An 18,585-nucleotide genomic window follows, 5' to 3' on the forward strand; every position below is an offset into this window, starting at 1 on the left:
TCTCCTCAAGTTCGGGAGCAATAACGGTCCGGCCCGGCTCAGGTTCACCGAGATTGAAACCGTGCGCGCTTTCGCCCACACCGGGCCCATGACCACGCCCGAACCTCGCCTCACGTCCCTGGCCCACGGCGGAGGCTGCGGCTGCAAGCTGTCGCCGGGCGTTCTGAGCGACATCCTGTCGAAGACGCCCCAGGCGGCGGCCTTCGCCAATCTGATGGTCGGGACCGAGACAAGCGACGATGCGGCCGTCTGGCGGCTGAACGACCAGCAGGCCCTCGTGGCGACCACCGACTTCTTCATGCCCGTGGTCGACGACCCGTTCGACTTCGGCCGGATCGCGGCGACCAACGCCCTGTCCGACGTCTATGCGATGGGCGGCCGACCCATCTTCGCCCTGGCCCTGGTCGGGATGCCTGTGAACGTCCTCTCGACCGGGACCATCGGTCGGATCCTCGCGGGCGGCGCCAGCGTCTGCGCCGAGGCCGGCATTCCCGTCGCCGGGGGCCATTCGATCGACAGCGTGGAGCCGATCTACGGACTGGTGGCATTGGGCCTCGTCCACCCCGACCGGGTCCTGACCAATCGCGGCGCGCGGGCGGGCGATGTCCTGATCCTGACCAAGGGGCTCGGCGTCGGCGTTCTCAGCGCGGCCTTGAAACAGGAACGGCTCGACGCGGCCGGCTATGCGGCCCTGATCGCCTCGACGACGCGGCTGAACACCGTCGGCGCCGATCTCGCCGACAGGAACGATGTCCACGCCATGACCGACGTCACCGGCTTCGGCCTGCTCGGCCATGCGCTGGAGATGGCGCGCGGATCCGGGCTGGGTGTGGAGCTCGATGCCGGCGCGACGCCTCTGCTGGACGGGGTCGAGGCGATGGCGCGGGACGGTGTCCGCACCGGCGCCTCCGGCCGCAATTGGGCCAGCTATGGCGAGGCGATCTCCCTGCCGACCGGGTTCGACGACTGGCGCCGCGATTTGCTGACGGACCCCCAGACCTCGGGCGGCCTGCTCGTCGCCGTCGCGGCCGAGGCGGGCGACGCCGTGCTGGCGACGATCCGGGCGGCCGGCTTCGACCGGGCCGCTGTCATCGGTCGGGTGGTGGAGCGTCCCGGGGTGCGGGTCAGTTGATCCGGCGCACGACCGACCTGTCGCCCAAGGCCCGCGCCGCTTTCGACGCCATCATCGACGTGCGCAGCCCCGCCGAGTTCGCCGAGGATCACATCCCCGGCGCCATCAACCTGCCAGTCCTGGACGACGCGGAACGGGCCGAGATCGGGACCATCTATGTCCAGCAATCGAAATTCCTCGCCCGCCGCATTGGCGCGGCGAAAGTGGCTCGCAACATCGCCGCCCATCTCGACGGCGCGCTGAAGGATTGCGACGGCAGTTTCCGCCCGCTGGTCCACTGCTGGCGCGGCGGCCAGAGGTCGGGGGCCATGGTCGCGGTGATGGACCAGATCGGCTGGCCGGTGACGGTGCTGGACGGCGGCTACATGACCTGGCGCCGACAGGTGCAAACCGCTCTTTATGGCGAACACACCCTGTCGGTCGTCCTGCTTGATGGAGGCACCGGGTCGGGCAAGACGGCGCTCTTGCAGCGCCTCGCCGAACGCGGCGTGCAGATGCTCGATCTGGAGGGGTTAGCCGATCATCGCGGCTCCCTGTTCGGCTCGACCGGCCGCGCCCAGCCGTCGCAGAAGATGTTCGAGAGCCGGCTGTTCGAGGCGCTGGAACGCCTCGACCCGACCCGCCCCGTGGTCGTCGAGGCCGAGTCCAGTCGCATCGGCGCCCGCACGATCCCGCCCGTACTGTGGTCCGCCATGGGCCGTGCCTCGGTCGTCGAACTGTCCGCTCCGGTCGAGGCCCGCGCCGCCTTCTCCGCCCGCGTCTACGCCGATATCGCCGCCGACGTCGCGGCGCTGGACGCCGCGCTCGGCCGCCTCCCGCCGCATCATTCCAGAGAGACCGTCGCCGGTTGGAAAGCGATGGCCCGCGACGGCCGCACGGTCGACCTCGCCGCCGCCCTGATCGCCGACCACTATGATCCCGCCTACCGCCGCATGTCTGCACGCCGCGACCGGCCGGTGATCGGGCGGGTGGAGATGAGCGACGTCTCGGAGACGGAGCTGGATCGGGCGGCGGACGCCATCGCCGAAATCCTGTCGCTCTAGGAGAGGGAAAGCATCTGCACAATCCGCTCCGCCGCCACCGCCGCCCCATCCTCCCTGCCCGCCACGACCCCCAGCCGCGCCGCCGTCTTCGCCACCCCCGGGTCCGAGAACAGCCGGTCCAGCACCGTCGCCACCCGATCCGCCTTGTATCGTGTTCGCCCCAGCGTCGCCCCGCACCCCAGCCGCACCACCCGTGCCGCATTGTCGAACTGGTCCCCGAGGAACGGAACGACCAGCTGAGGTCGCCCCGCGCGCAGGGCCTGCTGGGTCGTCCCGACACCGCCCTGATGCACGATGGCCGCCGCGCGAGGGAACAGTTTCGAGAACGGCGCATAGGGCAGGGCGATCGCGTCCGGCCCGTCGGCGACGCCCCGATCTCCCTCCGGCCCGACCAGCAACACAGCGCGCCGCCCCGTCCGGCGGGCCGCCTTGAGGCTCTCGACATAGAAGTCGCCCGGGATGTGAACCGCCGCGCTGCCGAGGGTGAAGACGACCGGCGCCGATCCGGCCGCGAGGAACTGCTCCAGCTCGCGAGGCATGACGACCGGCCCGCCCGTCTCGCTGTCGTAAGGCGCATAGCCGGTGACGAAAAAGCCCGGCGGCGAGTCCGGTTGCACGGTGCCGAGCAGCGGCGAATACAGACCAAGCGCCAGGTCCGCCCCGGCCCCCGCGTCGAAAACCATGTTGGCCTTGGTCGCGGCCAGCCCCAGACGCGCGCGAACCCGATTCAGAGGCCGCGTCATACCGGCGGCGATCAGCCGCGCCAGTGCGATCGTGGTCCGGTTGCGCCACAGACCGAACCCCCCGTCGGCCGGAGCCAGCCACGGTGCCTTGGGCAGATACGGTGGATCATAGGCCGAGAAGGCCAACGTCGGTTGGAGCAGGACGGACACGAACGGCAGGCCGAGCCGCTCGGCCGTTACCCCCGCCCCGACCGTAAGGGTCGCCCCGACGATGGCCCGGGCCCCCTCGCTCACCGCGACCATCTGCCGGACGCTGGTCTCCAGATAAGGCAGCAGTATCCGCTGGAACAGGAAGACGTCGGACTTGATGATGGCCTCTGTGATCTGCCCCACGGTCATTCCCAGTTTTTCCTCCATCTCCGCGATGCTGGGTCCCACCGCGTGGAAGACCAGTCCGGCGGCTTCGATCTTCGGCCGATACTCGGCCGAGGAGGCGATCTCGGCCTCGATCCCCCGCTCGCGTAGCGCCAGCCCGAGCGCGATGAACGGATGCAGGTCGCCGAGCGAACCGGCGGCGGCGATGACGACTCGAGGAGGCATGGGGAACCCTAGCACGCCCCTGTGAAGGTTCACGCTGGCGTCCCGCGACGCCGGTGCTAGCGTCAGGGCCATGACTCGTTCCCGTACCGCTGCCATCTTCACCTCGCTCAGTCTCTGGGTGATGGTCGCCCTTGTCTTCGGCCTCGCGGCGGGCGCGGCGGCCCAGGCCTGGGGCATCCCCGGCGGGACCGGGACCGTGGCGGTGATCGACGCCCTGGGCCAATTGTGGCTCAACGCCCTGCGGATGACGATCATCCCCCTGGTCTTCAGCCTGCTGGTGACCGGCATCGCCTCGATTGCCGATGCGGCGGCGACCGGTCGTCTGGCTCTCAAGGCGATCATCGTCTTCGCCCTCCTGCTGCTGGCGGCCACGGTCTACGCCTTCGCCTCGTCGCTGGGCCTGCACGCCCTGTGGCCTATCGGCGCCGAGGGCTCCGCCGCCCTGCTGGCCGGCGCCCCGCCCGAGGCCGCGCGCGAGGTGGCCGCCAATGTCGGCGGCGGCGGCTTCGGCGCCTTCCTGACCAGCCTTGCCCCCGCGAACCCGATCCGCGCCGCGGCCGACGACGCCATCCTGGCCATCGTGGTCTTCGCCATCGCCTTCGGCTTCGCCACCACCCGGCTCGACGCACGCCTGCGCCAGCCCGTCGCCCTGTTCTTCGAGGCGGTCGCCAACACCATGATCGTCATCGTCCAGTGGGTGCTGGCGGTCGCGCCGCTGGGCGTTTTCACCCTGGCCTTCGGCGTTGGCTTGCGGGCCGGTCTCGACGCTGCAGGGGTTCTGGGCCACTACATCGCCCTGGTCTGCCTCAGCCTGATCGGCCTGATCCTGCTGACCTACGTCGTGGCGACCCTCGCTGGCCGCATCGGTCTCGGCCGGTTTGCGCAAGGCATCGCCCCGGCCCAGGTCGTCGCCTTCTCGACACAGTCCTCGCTCGCCTGCCTGCCCATCATGGTGGAGCGCGCCATCGACCGCCTCGGCGTCTCGGCCGCCACCGCCGGTCTCGTCCTGCCCCTCGCCGTCGCGGTGTTCCGCATCACCTCGCCGGTCGCGAACCTGGCGGTCGTCATCTATGTCGCGAAGCTGACGGGAACCGAGATCACCACGGCCGCCATGCTGGCCGGAGGCCTCGCCGCCCTGGCTGTGAGCGTCGGCACCGTGGGCCTTCCTGGACAGGTCAGCTTCTTCGCCTCCATCGCCCCGATCTGCCTGGCCATGGGCGTGCCGCTGGAGGTGTTGCCCCTGCTGCTGGCGGTTGAGGTCGTGCCCGACATCTTCCGGACCGTCGGCAATGTCACCGCCGACCTGGCTGCTGCGCGGATCGTCGAGGGTCGTGACGCCGCCGCCGACCCTGAACCCGGCGCAGGTATCTTGCGCGCTGCATAACAACGCTCATGTATACGTAATACTACGTATGTTCGCGTACTGAGTGTATACGAAAGACTACTGATCAGACCGACCAGTTCATGGTCCATGGCGATCATTGATCTTTGATTAAGCAATAACGGCCAAGGTTACCGAAACCCGGTCGGACTTCGCGCCAAGGTGCACGTGTCTTTGAACCGTGGGCTGTGGAGCGAGAACGTCCTGTGAAAATGACCATCAAGGCCCGCCTGCTGATCTGCCTCGGAGCCCTTGCCGTGGGAATGGTGGCGATCGGCCTCAGCGGCTGGGTCTCCGCGTCGATCATGGATCGCCGGATGCAGTCGATCATCTCCGATCGCGTCGTGCCGATGCAGCAGCTCAAGGCGGCCGTCGACATGTACGCCGTCAACATCGTCGATACCGCCCACAAGGCGCGGGCCGGCTCCGTGACCCCGACCCAGGCCCTCGCTTCCATCACCGCCGCCAAATCGACGATCGCCGAGAACTGGGACGCCTACCGGTCCACCGAGATGACGCCGGCAGAGCAGGAACTGGTCGACCAGGCGACCGCCGCCCTGCCGGCCGCCGACGCCGCGGTCGCCCGGCTTGAGGCCCTGCTGCGCTCCGGCGATACGGCGGGCCTGTCCGCGTTCATCGACACCCAACTCTACGCGGCCATCGACCCGATCAGCGCTCATGTCGGCCACCTCGTCGATCTCCAGGTCCAGGTCGCCCGCGAGGACGGCGCCGCCGCCGCCCGCGCCTTCCAGATCTCGCTGATCGTGATGGGCGTCATCGCCCTGTTCGCGGCCGGCCTGCTGGCCTTCGCCACCCGTGTGGTCCTGCACCGCGTCTCCGCCCCTCTGCAGGCCATGACCGCCGCCATGCGACGTCTCGCCGACGGCGACAACGGCATCACCGTCCCGGCCGTGGGGCAGCGCGACGAACTGGGCGAGATGGCCGACGCCGTCGTGGTCTTCCGCGACGCCGCCATCGCCAAGATCGCCGCCGACGCCGATCTGGTTGAGGCCAAGGCCCGGGCCGACCGCGACCAGCGTCTCGCCAGCGAGAAGGCGATCGCCGAACAGCAGGCCCTGGTGGTCGAATCCTTCGGCGTCGCCCTGGAGCGGCTGGCCCAGGGCGACCTGACCTACCGCGTCGCCGACGGCCTGCCGGAGGAGTATGTGAAGCTGCAGTCCGATTTCAACGCCGCCATGAACGCGCTGAAGGACACGATGTCGGTGGTCCTGACCAATGTCTCGGCCATCCGTTCGGGCTCGGGCGAGATCAGCCACGCCGCCGACGATCTGTCTCGCCGCACCGAACAGCAGGCTGCTTCGCTTGAAGAGACCGCGGCGGCCCTCGACGAGATCACGGCCACGGTGAATCGCACAGCCTCGGCCTCGCGTCAGGCCGCCGAGACGGTCCAGGCCGCCAAGGGCGACGCCGAGACCTCGGGCGTGGTCGTCCGCGACGCCGTCAGCGCCATGGGGGCGATCGAGAAGTCGGCCCAGGAGATCAGCCAGATCATCGGCGTGATCGACGAGATCGCCTTCCAGACCAACCTGCTGGCCCTGAACGCCGGGGTCGAGGCCGCCCGCGCCGGCGACGCCGGACGGGGCTTCGCGGTCGTCGCCTCCGAGGTCCGGGCCCTGGCCCAGCGCTCGGCGGAAGCGGCCAAGGAGATCAAGGTCCTGATCTCGGCCTCGACCTCTCAGGTCAATGCGGGGGTCACCCTGGTCGGCCAGACGGGCGAGGCGCTTCAGCGCATCGTCAGCCGCGTCGCCGAGATCGACGGTCTCGTGTCGGAGATCGCCGCCTCGGCCCAGGAACAGGCCACCGGCCTTCAGCAGGTGAACACCGCCGTCAACCAGATGGACCAGGTGACCCAGCAGAACGCCGCGATGGTCGAGGAATCGACCGCCGCCAGCCACTCGCTGTCGCAAGAGGCCGAGACCCTGGCCGGCTCGGTGTCGCGCTTCCAGATCGGCGCGGTGGCCCAGGCCCCGGCGGCTCGTAGCGCACCCCGACCCCAGCCCCGCCCGGCCAGCCGCCCGGTCGCCCAGATGCGCACCGTCGGTTCCGGCGGCGCTGCCCGCAAGCCGCAGCCGGTCGCGTCGGAAGATGGTTGGGAGGAGTTCTGATTTTTCCTGGGTCAGGACTTTAGTGCCGGCTCCGCCTGTCCCCCAGGCGGAGCCGTTTTACTGTCCGGGGCATCGGTCCCCTGGATGGAAGATGCCGTGCGCCGCTAGTGAATCGTTTCACCGGCCATTCCTGTAGTCCGCTCGAAACTTCAGCTTATCCAGCACGGTCGCGGCGCGCAGCAGGGCGGTCGCGTCCGCTGTCTTGCCCCGGCTCAGCAGCCAGGCCGCGCGTCGCACCGCCTCGGCCAGGGCAGCATGCGCATCGATGGGCGGCGTCTCTCCGGCCTCCACCAGCGCCGTCAGCCCCGTTTCCGGATCATCCGCCCCGCCCCGGATCGGCTTCAGGTCGAGCTTCTCGGCGATGACCTTGCGCGTCCATCCCTCGGCTATCGCGCGGCGTCGAAGGTTCGCGTAGCCGACGTCGAACCGCCGCACGAGCGACGGCGCCGACTCCCCGGCGATATAGGCCTGCCGGACCCGCGCCCAGGTCTCCGGCCCGCGATATTTGCGCAGACGATGGTGTTCCATCCGGACAGCCTGACACGCGCCTGCGTCGGAAACGGTCGCAGGGTCAGCGGAAGAAGACACCGTCGATGATGAGCAGCACGACCATCAGGCCGAACAGCTGGAGTTGCAGGGTGATCCACCACCAGGTCCAGCGCCTCTGGCGGCGGTACCAGCAGATCCACGCGCCGACAGGCCCTATGACCGCGCTGGCCAGCCAGACCTGCATGACCCATCCGACGACCTGATAGGCCGGCGTGATCCCGCTGCCCCCGCCCATGCCAAGCAGCATCACAAACCAGAGCCAGAGGGGCATCAGCACGATGCCGGCCACCGTCAGCCCGATCATCGGGGTCAGTGATATCCGACCGTCATGCTTTTTTCTGGGTGTCATCCGCATCCTCCTGATATCGCGTCGAATGGTTGGGAATCGCGAATGCGGTATGTGCGGAATCTGCAGTGATTGCCGTAACCGATGTGACCGGGGTCACCGGTTTCTGCAGTTGATGACTAACCAAAATCGTTGCGAACTGATCGGAAACGTCAGTCGACTGCAGAGACCGCCAAGGTCGAGAACAGTGTCGGATTGGTGACGACGCCCCAGCAACAGGCGGAGACGATGAAGAGAACGCCGTCCTGGTCCTCGCTGATGCGGATGCCGGACCACTCTCTGAACGCCGGCAGGGCGTGTTCCTCGATCCGGCCGTCCCGACTTCTGAAATAGCGGTCGCGGCTGACGCCGATCCAACCTTCCGGGGTTTCGATCAACTCAGCCAGCGGCCAGGGCTGGGCACCCATCATCCATTGGTCCGGCTCGGTGGGGACGGGTGTCTGCCAGACCGGGGCCACCTCGCCTTCACAGATTCGATAGAGACGCCCGGCCGACATGCCCAAATGGGACAGGCCCGTCCCGGCGATCACGCAGCCCGGCGCGTCGGGGTCCGGAAACAGCCCCACCACTGGCTCGCAGGCCGGGTTCAGGTCGCCTTGGCACGACCGCATGTTCGGGGTTCCGACGAGGGAGATCGTCCCATCGGTCTGGATGCGCCGCACGCCTCCGCCCCATTCGCCCTTGTTGTAGCCAACGTAGAGATCGCCGGACGGCAGGGCCACGACATGGGATGCGGCATCCAGGGTCGCGGCCAACGGGGTCCGGGTCCAGCCGCCGGCCGCATCGGACGGGGTCATCAGTTCGGACAGCCGCAGCACTGCCGGTGTACGTGACGGGCGCGGGGCCAAGGCGACGAAGCTCGGGTCGAGACTGATGCGAGGCGACCTCTGTCCGGGGCCTCGGATGTCCTTGACCGTCGAGGTCCCGTCGCCATCGTTCGACAGAATCCACAGGCTCGGCCCGTCTGCCAGCATGTCGCGAACGCCGGTCGCGACTACGGACCGTTCGCCGCTCGCGCGGTCGAACCGCACGACGGCGCCGGTGTCGCCGCGAAGCCAGAGGATCTCCGACGACGCGACGCCCTCCATAATCCGCTGGCCCAGGTCGGGATCGCGCCACTGCTGGGCGGCCGCGGGCGCCGCCGTTGTCAGAAGCCCGATCAGGAACAAAAACACACGCATGGCGTGAGCCTATCCCGCCGACCGGTCGATGACCACCTGCAACCTGCCGCGCAGGCTTCAACCCGCTTCAGGTCGCCCCGGTGCCCAGCAGCCACCAGACCACCCCGGCAACCCCCGCCACGTGCAGGCAGATCGTCAGGCCGAGCCGGGTTCTGAACGGCTCCTTGCGCGTCTTGTGACGCAGCCCGTGCTGTCCGAGCCATGCGCCGAAACCGCCAAACAGCGCGGACGCCAGCAGCACGTGCTCGGGCGTCCGCCAGGTCCCTGTCCCGGCCGCCCGCTTGTCCAGCCAGAACCGCACGAAGGCGTGGAGATTGCCGAGCGCCAGAAGGACCAGAAACAGGTCGATCCGGCTCAACGACATCAGTGCGCGTAGTCCTGGATCGGGCGAACCTCCAGCGTGTCCGCCTGGATCGCCCCGATCGCCTGGGCGGCGGCCAGCGCCCCCGCCGAGGTCGTATAATAGGGGACCTTGGTCATCAGGGCCGACCGGCGCAGGCTGAAGCTGTCCTGCAGCGACTGCTTGCCCTCGGTCGTATTGATGACCAGCTGGACGTCGCCGTTCTTGATCGCGTCGACGATGTTCGGACGACCCTCCAGCACCTTCTTCACATAGCCGACCTTCAGGCCCGCCTGTTCTAGATAGGCGTGGGTCCCGCCCGTGGCGATGACCTCGAAGCCCTGCTTCAGCAACAGGGCGACGGCCTCGACGATGAAAGGCTTGTCGTCGTCCTTGACCGAGACGAAGGCAGTCCCGGCGGTGGGCAGGATGGTGCCGCCGCCGATCTGGGACTTGGCGAAAGCGCGGGCGAAGGCGGGGGCCATGTCGGCCTCGCCGGGACGTTTGAAGTCCAGGCCCATGACCTCGCCGGTCGAGCGCATCTCGGGGCCCAGGATGGTGTCGACCCCGGCGAAGCGGGCGAACGGGAAGACCGCCTCCTTGACCGCGATATGGTCATACGGGACGTCCTTCAGACCGAAGGATTTCAGCGGCGCCCCGGCCATGACCTTGGCGGCGATGGCGGCGACGGGCAGGCCGATGGTCTTGGCCACGAAGGGCGCCGTGCGCGACGCGCGCGGGTTCACTTCCAGCACGAAGATGCGCGGGTTTTCGCTGTGCGGCTCCTCGATGGCGAACTGCACATTCATCAGGCCGCGGACCTTGAGCGCGCGCGCCATGGCCTCGGTCTGGCGCTTCAGTTCGGCGACCGTTTCCGGCTTCAGCGACCAGGGCGGCATCGAACAGGCGCTGTCGCCCGAGTGGACGCCGGCTTCCTCGATATGCTCCAGCACGCCGGCCACGAAGACCGTCTCGTCGTCGCACAGGGCGTCGACGTCCACCTCGGTGGCGCGGTTCAGATAGTGGTCGATCAGGACGGGATCGGAGCCCGAGACCCGCATGGCCTCGCCGACATAGCGGTCCAGCTGCTCGCGGTCGTGGACGATCATCATGCCGCGGCCACCCAGCACATAGGAGGGGCGCAGGACGACCGGATACCCGACCTCCTCCGCCTTGTCGGCGGCTTCCTGGGCCGAGCGGGCCAGGCCGTTCGGCGGCTGCATCAGGCCGATGTCGTTGAGCATGACCTGGAACCGCTCGCGGTCCTCGGCCAGGTCGATGGAGTCCAGCGACGTGCCCAGGATCGGAATGCCGTCCTCATGCAGGGCATGGGCCAGCTTCAGCGGCGTCTGGCCGCCGAACTGGACGACCACCCCGATCAGGTCGCCCTTCGAGCGCTCGACCTCGATCAGCTCCAGCACGTCCTCGGCCGTCAGGGGCTCAAAATACAGCCGGTCCGAGGTGTCGTAGTCGGTCGACACCGTCTCCGGGTTGCAGTTGACCATGATGCTTTCGACGCCGATGTCCGCGAAGGCGAACGCCGCGTGGCAGCAGCAGTAATCGAACTCGATCCCTTGCCCGATCCGGTTCGGCCCGCCGCCCAGAATTATTGCTTTCTTTCTGTCGGTTGGCTCGGATTCGCAGAGCGGAATCTGGCCCAAGGCGCCGGTCTCGTAGGTCGAGTACATATAGGCGGTGGCCGAGGCGAATTCGGCGGCGCAGGTGTCGATCCGCTTGAACACGGGACGCACGTTCAGGCCGCGGCGGGCATGACGGACGGCCTTCTCGGTCGCGCCGGTCAGCTGGGCCAGACGGGCGTCGGAGAAGCCCTTGGACTTCAGCTTGCGGAACTCTGTCGCGTCGGTCGGCAGGCCCTGGACCCGGACGTGGCCCTCGGTCCGCACGATGTCGGCGATCTGGCGCAGGAACCAGGGCTCGTAATAGCAGGCGGCGTTGACCTCCTCGACCGACAGGCCGTGGCGGAAGGCCTGGGCGATGACGCGGATGCGGTCCGGCGTCGGCTGGCCCAGCGCCCGGATGACGGCGGCGCGCGCGGAGGCGTCGTCCTCGACGTCAACCGTGCCCTCGATCTCGATCTCGTCGAAGCCGGACAGGCCGGTCTCGAGGCCACGCAGGGCCTTCTGCATCGATTCCTGGAAGGTCCGGCCGATGGCCATGACCTCGCCGACCGACTTCATCGAGGTGCCCAGAAGCGGCTCCGACCCCGGGTATTTCTCGAAGGCGAAACGCGGGATCTTGGTCACGACATAGTCGATGCTCGGCTCGAACGAGGCCGGCGTCACCATGGTGATGTCGTTGGTCAGTTCGTCCAGCGTGTAGCCGACGGCCAGACGCGCCGCGACCTTGGCGATGGGGAAGCCGGTGGCCTTCGACGCCAGCGCCGAGGACCGCGACACGCGCGGGTTCATCTCGATCACGACCATGCGGCCGTCGGCGGGATTGATGGCCCACTGCACGTTCGATCCGCCGGTCTCGACGCCGATCTCGCGCAGCACATTGATCGAGCCCGTGCGCATGCGCTGGTACTCTTTGTCGGTCAGGGTCAGGGCCGGGGCGACCGTGATCGAGTCGCCCGTATGGACGCCCATCGGGTCGATGTTCTCGATCGAGCAGATGATGATGCAGTTGTCCGCCTTGTCGCGGACGACCTCCATCTCATACTCCTTCCAGCCCAGCACCGACTCCTCGATCAGGACTTCGGTGGTGGGGGACAGGTCGAGGCCGCGCAGGACGATCTCCTCGAACTCCTCGCGGTTGAAGGCGATGCCGCCGCCGGTCCCGGCCAGGGTGAAGGACGGGCGAACCACGGCCGGCAGACCCACGAACTCGAGGCCTTCGAGGGCTTCTTCCATCGAATGGGCCGCCTTGGACCTGGGCGACTCGAGGCCCAGCTTGTCCATGGCGTCGCGGAATTTCTGACGGTCCTCGGCCTTGTCGATGACCTCGGCCTTCGCCCCGATCATCTCGACGCCGTACTTCGCCAGCACGCCGTTGGCGTCCAGCGCCAGCGCCGTGTTCAGCGCCGTCTGTCCGCCCATGGTCGGCAGGAGGGCGTCCGGCCGCTCCTTCTCGATGATCTTCTCGACCATCTCCGGCGTGATCGGCTCGATATAGGTCGCATCGGCCATGTCCGGATCGGTCATGATCGTCGCCGGGTTGGAGTTGACCAGGATGACCCTATATCCCTCGGCCTTCAGCGCCTTGCACGCCTGAACTCCGGAGTAGTCGAACTCGCACGCCTGCCCGATGACAATGGGTCCCGCCCCAATAATCAATATGGATTTCAAGTCTGTACGTTTGGGCATGGCGCTCTGGTCTTAGTTCGTCACGACCGCGCACTCCCAGCCGTCGTAGTCGAGCTGGAAGGCCGCGGCCCAGGATTGCATCATGGCGCTGACTGGGGCGAAGGACGCCTCGTCGACCGCCATGGTCGTTTCAAGAATGGTGCTGTCGTCCTGACCCTTGGTCAGGAACCCGGCCCGACGTGCGACCTCGTTGAGGTCGTCATGGTCGCCTTCGCCGTAGAAGTAGAACAACGTGTGGCGCGGCGTGATCCCGCTGTCGCCATGCGTCAGCAAGGACGCGCGGATCATCGCATCCCGGTCTTCGTGACTGATGACGTCGTCGTGCAGGGTCGTTTTCTTTCGCGCGCGAACGCCCGTCGGCAGGAGGCTGCACGGCAGGTTCGGTTCAGGTTGTCGGCTAAGCGGCCCGTCTAAAGACGGCGAGCCGGGGGGGCAACGAAAAAAGGGCGGCCCCTCGCGGGGCCGCCCTGTCAGTCTGGCCTGCTCACGGGTCTAGAACGGGCGGAAGTTCACACCGACGAAGAAGCGGCGGCCGTAGGGGTCGAAGTTGGAATAGAGCGTCTGGCCCAGGGCCGGGCTTTGCTCCTCGTCGAAGGCATTGACCACGCCGAACCGAACCGTCGTGTCCTCGCGGACATTGTAGCGGACGGTGAAGTCGTTCCGCGCGAAGTTGCCCGTGTCGTTGTACTGCGTGTCGCGGTTGTCGGCGTTCAGCACGAAGTCGCGATTGCGCTGGATGTTGTTGGCCGACTGCCAGTCCGCCGTCCAGTTCACGCTCCAGATGTCGTTGGGGGTGTAGGTCAGCGACGAGGTGAAGCGGACGTTCGGGTAGAACAGGTTGCCACGGTCCGACGTGAAGTTCGTGGGCACCGCCGGGTCCAGGAAGTTCTCCTGCTCCAGCAGCCACGAGCCAGCGATCGAATAGTCCAGACGGCCCCAGGCACGGCCCATCATCTCGTCGAAGTCGTAGCCGTACCGGGCCGTGAAATCGAGACCGCGGGTGGTCAGGGCGGCGTAGTTGCCGGCCCCTTCGATGAAGCCGCCGATCGGATCGTTGACCGGCGCGCCCAGACCGAACGGGACGTCCGGATTGTTGCGGAAGATGTTGGCGCAGGCAGTGCTGTTCAGGCCCGGGCCGCTGACGCAGTTGTCCGCCGCGGTCTGGGCCGAAACGAAGGCGATCACCTGGTTCAGCTCGATCTCATAGTAGTCGAGCACCAGGCTGAAGTTCGGGATGAACCGGGGCTGGAGAGCGACCGAGAAAGTGAAGGATTCGGACTCTTCAGGCGTCAGCAGCGGGTTGCCGCCGGTCACGCCCGAAACTCCGCCCGAGTAGATCGGATTGAAGTCGTCGGTGTTGGTCGCCGTGACACCGTTGAAGTCGAAGGTCCGACCCTGCTGCTGGGCCAGGGCGGTGCAGTTGGCGACGCGGTTGGCCCGGATGTCGGCGTTCTGCACGATGATGCTGGCGGTGGCGCAGGGATCGATGAAGCCGTTTGCGAAGGTCTCGCCTAGCGGCGAGAAATTCTCGCCCAGGTCCGGCGCCCGGAACGAGGTGTTGAAGCTGGTCTTGAAGGTGATGTCGGCGATCGGCCGATAGACCAGATTGACGCCGTAGACGTCGCCCGTTCCGGCGGTGGTGTAGTCGAAGGTCCGGTAGGACCCGCTCAGCTCGGCGTATTCACCCAGGAACGAGTCGCGGAACAGCGGCACCGACAGTTCGCCGAAATACTCGTCGCTCTGGTATTCTGACCCTGGGAAGTCCGGTCCGCCGTTCAGGAACAGGGCGCGGCCGGCCGCCGAGGCGTCGCGGCCCACGGCTTCGGTGTATTCGCGGCGATGCTCGTAACCCAGGGCAATGCCAATCGCGCCGGCGCCCCAGAAGTCCCACAGCTGGCCTGAGACCGAGCCGATGAAGTCTTCCTGTTCGTTGCGCTCGGTGTAGTTGACCGAGGCGTTGATGTAGTCGCGGGCGGCCTGGCTCTGGTTGCCGACACCGAAGATGTTCAGCGGCTGACATTGAGCGACGGCATCGCGACCGACCTGGCTGTCACGCAGGTCGTTGAAGGGCAGGAAGTAGTCGTCAAGCGGCAGGCCGCGGGCGTTCAGCAGACGCGAGCGGCAGACGATGGCGCCGGGCGTACCGAGAACGCCCGCTGTGTCGCGAACCGCATCAGCCGCGAGGTTGACGCGCAAGGCGTCGGTGCCCGTCTCGGTCTCTTCGACCTCGACCTGACCGTAGGTGTAGGACAGGGTCCAGTTGAGGTTCTTGACGAAGCTGACCTGATCGTAATTGCCCTCGAGCCCGACGACGTAGCGTTGCAATTCCCGCGTCGAGATCTGGTCACGGTCTTCGCCGAACAGGGTGTGGCGCGCGTAGGGCGCGGCCGCCGTACCTGTCGCGACGCTGGCGGAGTCGGCGGTCGGCGCAGCGTAGGTGGTGATGCGATTGGCGTAGATCGCCTGACGCAGGTTGTCGGGGATGTAGGCGTTGTCCGCTATCCGCAGACCTTGCAGGTTGAAGAAGTTGTAGTTCGAGCCGATCTGGTTCGCGGTCGTAGGGCCGCCGTAGAAGGTGTTCGGCAGGCCGTCGCCCAGGATGAAATCGTAAAAGTCTGGCTGAGACGAGAACTCGGTGTCCTCGGTGACGTATTTCGCTTCGGCGGTCGCCGTGATGCTGCTGCTCAGGTCGAAGGTCGCGCCGACCTGGTAGCGCTGGGATTCGGACTGCGGAACGCGGGTGATCGTGCTGAAGCTCGCCGGGTTGTCGCCGTCGCCGCCGATGTTGTTCGGCCGGTTGGCGCCGGTGTTGCCGATGCGTGTGCCGAAGTTGGCGAGGCGCGCCGCCGGTCCGTCGAACACATAGGTCAGGCCGGGCTGAACCGAATAGCAGGTGGTGCTGGTGACGGCGGCGCAATCGGCGAACGGCACGTCAGGATCGTTCAGCGCCGAGGCTTGCTGATTGTTGGCCAGGGTCGTCTGGCCCCAGCGCGGGCGCTGAAGCGTGACGTAGCCGCGGAACAGCTCGTTATCGCGCTGGCCGTCGAAGCGGGATGCGGCCGGGTCGGCATCGACGCCGAGCAGGGTGGTCGAGTCGCGCAGCCAGTCGATGTCCAGCGAGTTGACGGCGTCCAGCTGCTCGTATTCGGCGAAGGCGTAGACGTTCAGGCGATCGTCGAAGAAGTTGTGACCCAGCAGGGCCGAGATGCGCTGCGACGCCTCGCCGTCCTGGTTGATCTGGCCATAGTTGGCGTCGATCTCCAGACCTTCGAAATCCTTGCGCAGCACGAAGTTCAGCACGCCCGAGACCGCGTCGGCGCCATAGACTGAAGAGGCGCCGCCAGTGATGATTTCGACGTTCTGGATCAGCAGACGCGGGATGGTGTCGACATCGACCGACAGGGTGCCGCCGGCCGAGCCGACGTGACGGCGACCATCGACCAGGGTCAGGGTGCGGCCGGTGCCGAGTGAGCGAAGGTTGGCGAACGACAGGCCGCCGATACCCAGCACGCCCGTCGTATCGGACGGCACCTGCGAGTTCGACAGGGCAGGAATGGTGGCCAGATAGTCGATCACCGTCGCCTGGCCGGTCGTCAACAGTTGTTCGCGCGAGACCTGGATCAACGGCGTCGGCGCGTTGACCGGATCGCGCCGAATGCGCGAGCCCGTGACGACGATCTCGTCAAGTTGGGCGGACTCTTCTTCCTGTTGGGCCGTGACGTCGACGGGCGCCAGGGTGTCCTGCGGCCCAACAGCGGTCGGCGCGGTCGAAGGGGGCGTAGACTGGGCGAAAACAGGGCTCGCCAAAGCGAGTGCGCCTGAGATGATGGAGGTCGCGAGGAGGCGGGAACGCAAGACGGACATTAAAGATCTCACTGAACAAACGCTTGCTCGCCCCCAAGGGCGTGCGCTTCTAAGCGAGTCAGAAACCGTCAGGCAGTATCGAGGTCAAGCGTTGCAGGAGAAAATAGGACGTTATTTCGTTGTTATACTAACACAGTTCAAAATATCGGAGATCTTTAACTTGGACAATCCGATATCGGGAACCTAACTAATCAATCTACGTTGATCTGCGTTTTCTCTATCCAGGCGGGCAGGTCGGCGATCGTCGTCAACAGGCCGAAACGCGGATGATCTACGGGCGGCTCGGCGATCTCGTGGGCCCAGGTGACGTGATAGGGAATGTGCACGGCGAAGGCGCCGGCCTCGATGGCCGGGATGACATCCGACTTGACGGAATTGCCGGCCATGACCGCCTCGTTCGCCCCCGTGCCATGGCGGGCGAAGATGCGGTCGTAGGTTCCGCGATCCTTCTCGGAGACGATCTCGACGGCGGCGAACAGATCGCCGAGGCCCGAGGCGGCGACCTTGCGTTCCTGGTCCATCAGGTCTCCCTTGGTGATCAGGACCAGCCGATAGCGTTCCGAGAGGGAAGCCAGAGCTTCGTCCACTCCGGGCAGGGTCTCGACGGGATGACCCAGCATCTCGCGCCCCGCGGCGAGAATTTCGCGCACGACCTCGGGCGGCGCCCCGCCATCGCAAAGCTCCATCGCCGTCTCGATCATCGACAGGGTGAAGCCCTTCACGCCGTAGCCGTAGAGCCGGAGATTGCGCCGCTCCGTGTCCGCCATCCGGGCCTCGATAGTGGCCTCGTCGCCGTGATCGGCGAGCAGGTCCACGAACCGCGCATGGGTCAGCCGGAAGATGGTCTCGTTGTGCCAGAGAGTGTCATCGGCATCGAGCCCGACGGTGGTGATGGTCATGCCCGCGTCTCGCCCAAGGCAGGGGAGGACGCAAGACCTCTCCGGATTTCAGTGCGACAGCGCCTCGCGCAGAAAGGCCAGCACTCGGGGCCAGCCGTCGGCACGCGCGGCGACCAGGGCCGGGATAGTGCCGCCGACGCTGAGCACGCTCTGCAGCGCCGGGGCGTTGGGATCACGGATCGGCGGTCCGAAGACGGCATGGCCGGCTTCCGGATAGGCGAGGTTGACAACCGGAAAGGCGAAGTCATGGGCCTTGAGGCGACGCTCGATGCGCGCGGCCATGTCGGCGGACGGCCACAGGGTGTCGGCCTGGCCCGAGATCATCAGGACGGGTCCGGCGATACGCTCGACCGGAATTTCCGCCTCGGCCGGGGCCGCGTCCACGGCGCCGGCGTACAGGGCGAAGATGCTGATGAAGCCCCGGCTGAAGTCGTAGGGCGTATGGGGCAGCGGCTGGCCTCCGACCGTCCAGGACGAACCCGTGACCCCACCGGTCTGGTCGATGCCCTGCCAGACCAGATGCGATGGCACGCCGACGGCGACGGCCTTGATGCGCGGGTCGCGGCTGGCGGCCACCAAGGCCAGTTCGGCGCCCTTGGACACGCCGATGACGGCTACGGGGCCGGCGGCCTCAGGCCGCGCCTGAAGCCAGATCAGGGCGGCGCCGACGGGCTCGATCGGGATTTCGTTCAGGCTTGGCGATTGTCCCGCCTCGCCGAAATAGGAGACGGCGATGGCGTTGAACCCATCGGCCGCCAGCCGCCGAGCCAGATTGCGCGAACCGCCCAACCCGCCTTCCGAGCCGCCGAGCACGATGACGGCGCCGCGCGAAGCCGTGGCCGGATCGGCGGCGAAATAGTCAGCGACTAGATTTGCGGTCCGGACCTGGTCCGTCGGCGAAGGGTTGGCGACCGCAGCAGGGATCGGGGTTTGGGCCTCGGCCGTGTCTGCGCTGCCGCAAGCGAGCAGGAGCGCAGCGAGAAAGGCGATTAAGGCAGAGGGCGGCATCGTTCAGATCTCCATTGCTAAAGAACTTTGAAACACAAAGTATGAGAGCGCGCAAGACCGCGACGCGATGCCGGCTTGTTCTTCTCTGACGGAGGGCGTTGATGCGG

The 18,585-nt window shown here is 67.1% G+C and carries 14 protein-coding genes; 4 read left to right on the forward strand and 10 right to left on the reverse strand.

Annotated features, from left to right (window positions below):
• The first annotated feature begins 61 nt into the window (after nt 1–61).
• Nucleotides 62–1,132 (forward strand): selenide, water dikinase SelD, encoded by a 1,071-nt coding sequence (gene selD, locus ACW17Y_RS02520; protein ID WP_492037213.1) that lies wholly within the window; start codon nt 62–64, stop codon nt 1,130–1,132.
• Nucleotides 1,129–2,175 carry a tRNA 2-selenouridine(34) synthase MnmH gene (gene mnmH, locus ACW17Y_RS02525; protein WP_492037214.1) on the forward strand — a complete coding sequence of 349 codons (1,047 nt, stop codon included), beginning with the start codon at nt 1,129–1,131 and terminating at the stop codon, nt 2,173–2,175. The genes selD and mnmH overlap by 4 nt, the downstream gene beginning before the upstream one ends.
• Here mnmH and ACW17Y_RS02530 read toward each other — a convergent pair.
• Nucleotides 2,172–3,458, reverse strand: coding sequence for a glycosyltransferase (locus ACW17Y_RS02530; RefSeq protein ID WP_492037215.1), 1,287 nt, complete (start codon nt 3,456–3,458; stop codon nt 2,172–2,174). The genes mnmH and ACW17Y_RS02530 overlap by 4 nt on opposite strands.
• Before the next feature lie 70 nt (nt 3,459–3,528).
• Between ACW17Y_RS02530 and ACW17Y_RS02535 the strand changes: the two genes are divergently transcribed.
• Nucleotides 3,529–4,842: a dicarboxylate/amino acid:cation symporter gene (locus tag ACW17Y_RS02535; protein WP_492037216.1), complete on the forward strand. Its 1,314-nt coding sequence runs from the start codon at nt 3,529–3,531 to the stop codon at nt 4,840–4,842.
• Nucleotides 4,843–5,051: 209 nt separating this feature from the next.
• A complete protein-coding gene (locus ACW17Y_RS02540) occupies nt 5,052–6,965 on the forward strand; it encodes a methyl-accepting chemotaxis protein (RefSeq protein WP_492037217.1) in 1,914 nt (637 codons plus the stop codon).
• A gap of 117 nt (nt 6,966–7,082) precedes the next feature.
• Here the strand turns inward: ACW17Y_RS02540 and ACW17Y_RS02545 are convergent, their stop codons facing one another.
• The 9 genes from ACW17Y_RS02545 to ACW17Y_RS02585 all read right to left on the reverse strand — a co-directional run bounded on the left by ACW17Y_RS02545 (nt 7,083) and on the right by ACW17Y_RS02585 (nt 18,478).
• Nucleotides 7,083–7,493 (reverse strand): hypothetical protein, encoded by a 411-nt coding sequence (locus ACW17Y_RS02545; RefSeq protein WP_492037218.1) that lies wholly within the window; start codon nt 7,491–7,493, stop codon nt 7,083–7,085.
• Nucleotides 7,494–7,536: 43 nt separating this feature from the next.
• Nucleotides 7,537–7,863: a hypothetical protein gene (locus tag ACW17Y_RS02550; RefSeq protein ID WP_492037219.1), complete on the reverse strand. Its 327-nt coding sequence runs from the start codon at nt 7,861–7,863 to the stop codon at nt 7,537–7,539.
• A gap of 149 nt (nt 7,864–8,012) precedes the next feature.
• Nucleotides 8,013–9,041, reverse strand: coding sequence for a hypothetical protein (locus tag ACW17Y_RS02555; protein WP_492037220.1), 1,029 nt, complete (start codon nt 9,039–9,041; stop codon nt 8,013–8,015).
• 67 nt (nt 9,042–9,108) lie between these two features.
• Nucleotides 9,109–9,405, reverse strand: coding sequence for a DUF1294 domain-containing protein (locus tag ACW17Y_RS02560; RefSeq protein WP_492037221.1), 297 nt, complete (start codon nt 9,403–9,405; stop codon nt 9,109–9,111).
• On the reverse strand, nt 9,405–12,707 hold the full coding sequence (gene carB, locus ACW17Y_RS02565; RefSeq protein ID WP_492037222.1) for a carbamoyl-phosphate synthase large subunit: 3,303 nt from the start codon (nt 12,705–12,707) through the stop codon (nt 9,405–9,407). Before carB ends, ACW17Y_RS02560 begins: the two co-directional genes overlap by 1 nt.
• 12 nt (nt 12,708–12,719) lie before the next feature.
• Nucleotides 12,720–12,995: a hypothetical protein gene (locus ACW17Y_RS02570; RefSeq protein ID WP_298163682.1), complete on the reverse strand. Its 276-nt coding sequence runs from the start codon at nt 12,993–12,995 to the stop codon at nt 12,720–12,722.
• A 204-nt stretch (nt 12,996–13,199) separates the two neighbouring features.
• Nucleotides 13,200–16,571, reverse strand: coding sequence for a TonB-dependent receptor domain-containing protein (locus ACW17Y_RS02575; RefSeq protein ID WP_492037223.1), 3,372 nt, complete (start codon nt 16,569–16,571; stop codon nt 13,200–13,202).
• 191 nt (nt 16,572–16,762) lie between these two features.
• A complete protein-coding gene (locus ACW17Y_RS02580; protein WP_492037224.1) occupies nt 16,763–17,470 on the reverse strand; it encodes an HAD family hydrolase in 708 nt (235 codons plus the stop codon).
• A gap of 48 nt (nt 17,471–17,518) precedes the next feature.
• Nucleotides 17,519–18,478: an acyl-CoA thioester hydrolase/BAAT C-terminal domain-containing protein gene (locus ACW17Y_RS02585; protein ID WP_492037225.1), complete on the reverse strand. Its 960-nt coding sequence runs from the start codon at nt 18,476–18,478 to the stop codon at nt 17,519–17,521.
• Between the last annotated feature and the right edge of the window lie 107 nt (nt 18,479–18,585).

This window comes from Brevundimonas sp. AVps7 (genome assembly GCF_058681545.1).

Excerpts from the sequence above, each read along its gene's own strand:
- ACW17Y_RS02570 (WP_298163682.1), bottom strand. The coding sequence starts at position 12,995 with ATGATCCGCGCGTCCTTGCTGACGCATGGCGACAGCGGGATCACGCCG.
- ACW17Y_RS02545 (WP_492037218.1), bottom strand. The coding sequence starts at position 7,493 with ATGGAACACCATCGTCTGCGCAAATATCGCGGGCCGGAGACCTGGGCG.
- ACW17Y_RS02535 (WP_492037216.1), top strand. The coding sequence starts at position 3,529 with ATGACTCGTTCCCGTACCGCTGCCATCTTCACCTCGCTCAGTCTCTGG.
- ACW17Y_RS02540 (WP_492037217.1), top strand. The coding sequence starts at position 5,052 with ATGACCATCAAGGCCCGCCTGCTGATCTGCCTCGGAGCCCTTGCCGTG.
- carB (WP_492037222.1), bottom strand. The coding sequence starts at position 12,707 with ATGCCCAAACGTACAGACTTGAAATCCATATTGATTATTGGGGCGGGA.
- ACW17Y_RS02575 (WP_492037223.1), bottom strand. The coding sequence starts at position 16,571 with ATGTCCGTCTTGCGTTCCCGCCTCCTCGCGACCTCCATCATCTCAGGC.
- ACW17Y_RS02580 (WP_492037224.1), bottom strand. The coding sequence starts at position 17,470 with ATGACCATCACCACCGTCGGGCTCGATGCCGATGACACTCTCTGGCAC.
- ACW17Y_RS02555 (WP_492037220.1), bottom strand. The coding sequence starts at position 9,041 with ATGCGTGTGTTTTTGTTCCTGATCGGGCTTCTGACAACGGCGGCGCCC.
- ACW17Y_RS02560 (WP_492037221.1), bottom strand. The coding sequence starts at position 9,405 with ATGTCGTTGAGCCGGATCGACCTGTTTCTGGTCCTTCTGGCGCTCGGC.
- ACW17Y_RS02530 (WP_492037215.1), bottom strand. The coding sequence starts at position 3,458 with ATGCCTCCTCGAGTCGTCATCGCCGCCGCCGGTTCGCTCGGCGACCTG.
- ACW17Y_RS02585 (WP_492037225.1), bottom strand. The coding sequence starts at position 18,478 with ATGCCGCCCTCTGCCTTAATCGCCTTTCTCGCTGCGCTCCTGCTCGCT.
- ACW17Y_RS02550 (WP_492037219.1), bottom strand. The coding sequence starts at position 7,863 with ATGACACCCAGAAAAAAGCATGACGGTCGGATATCACTGACCCCGATG.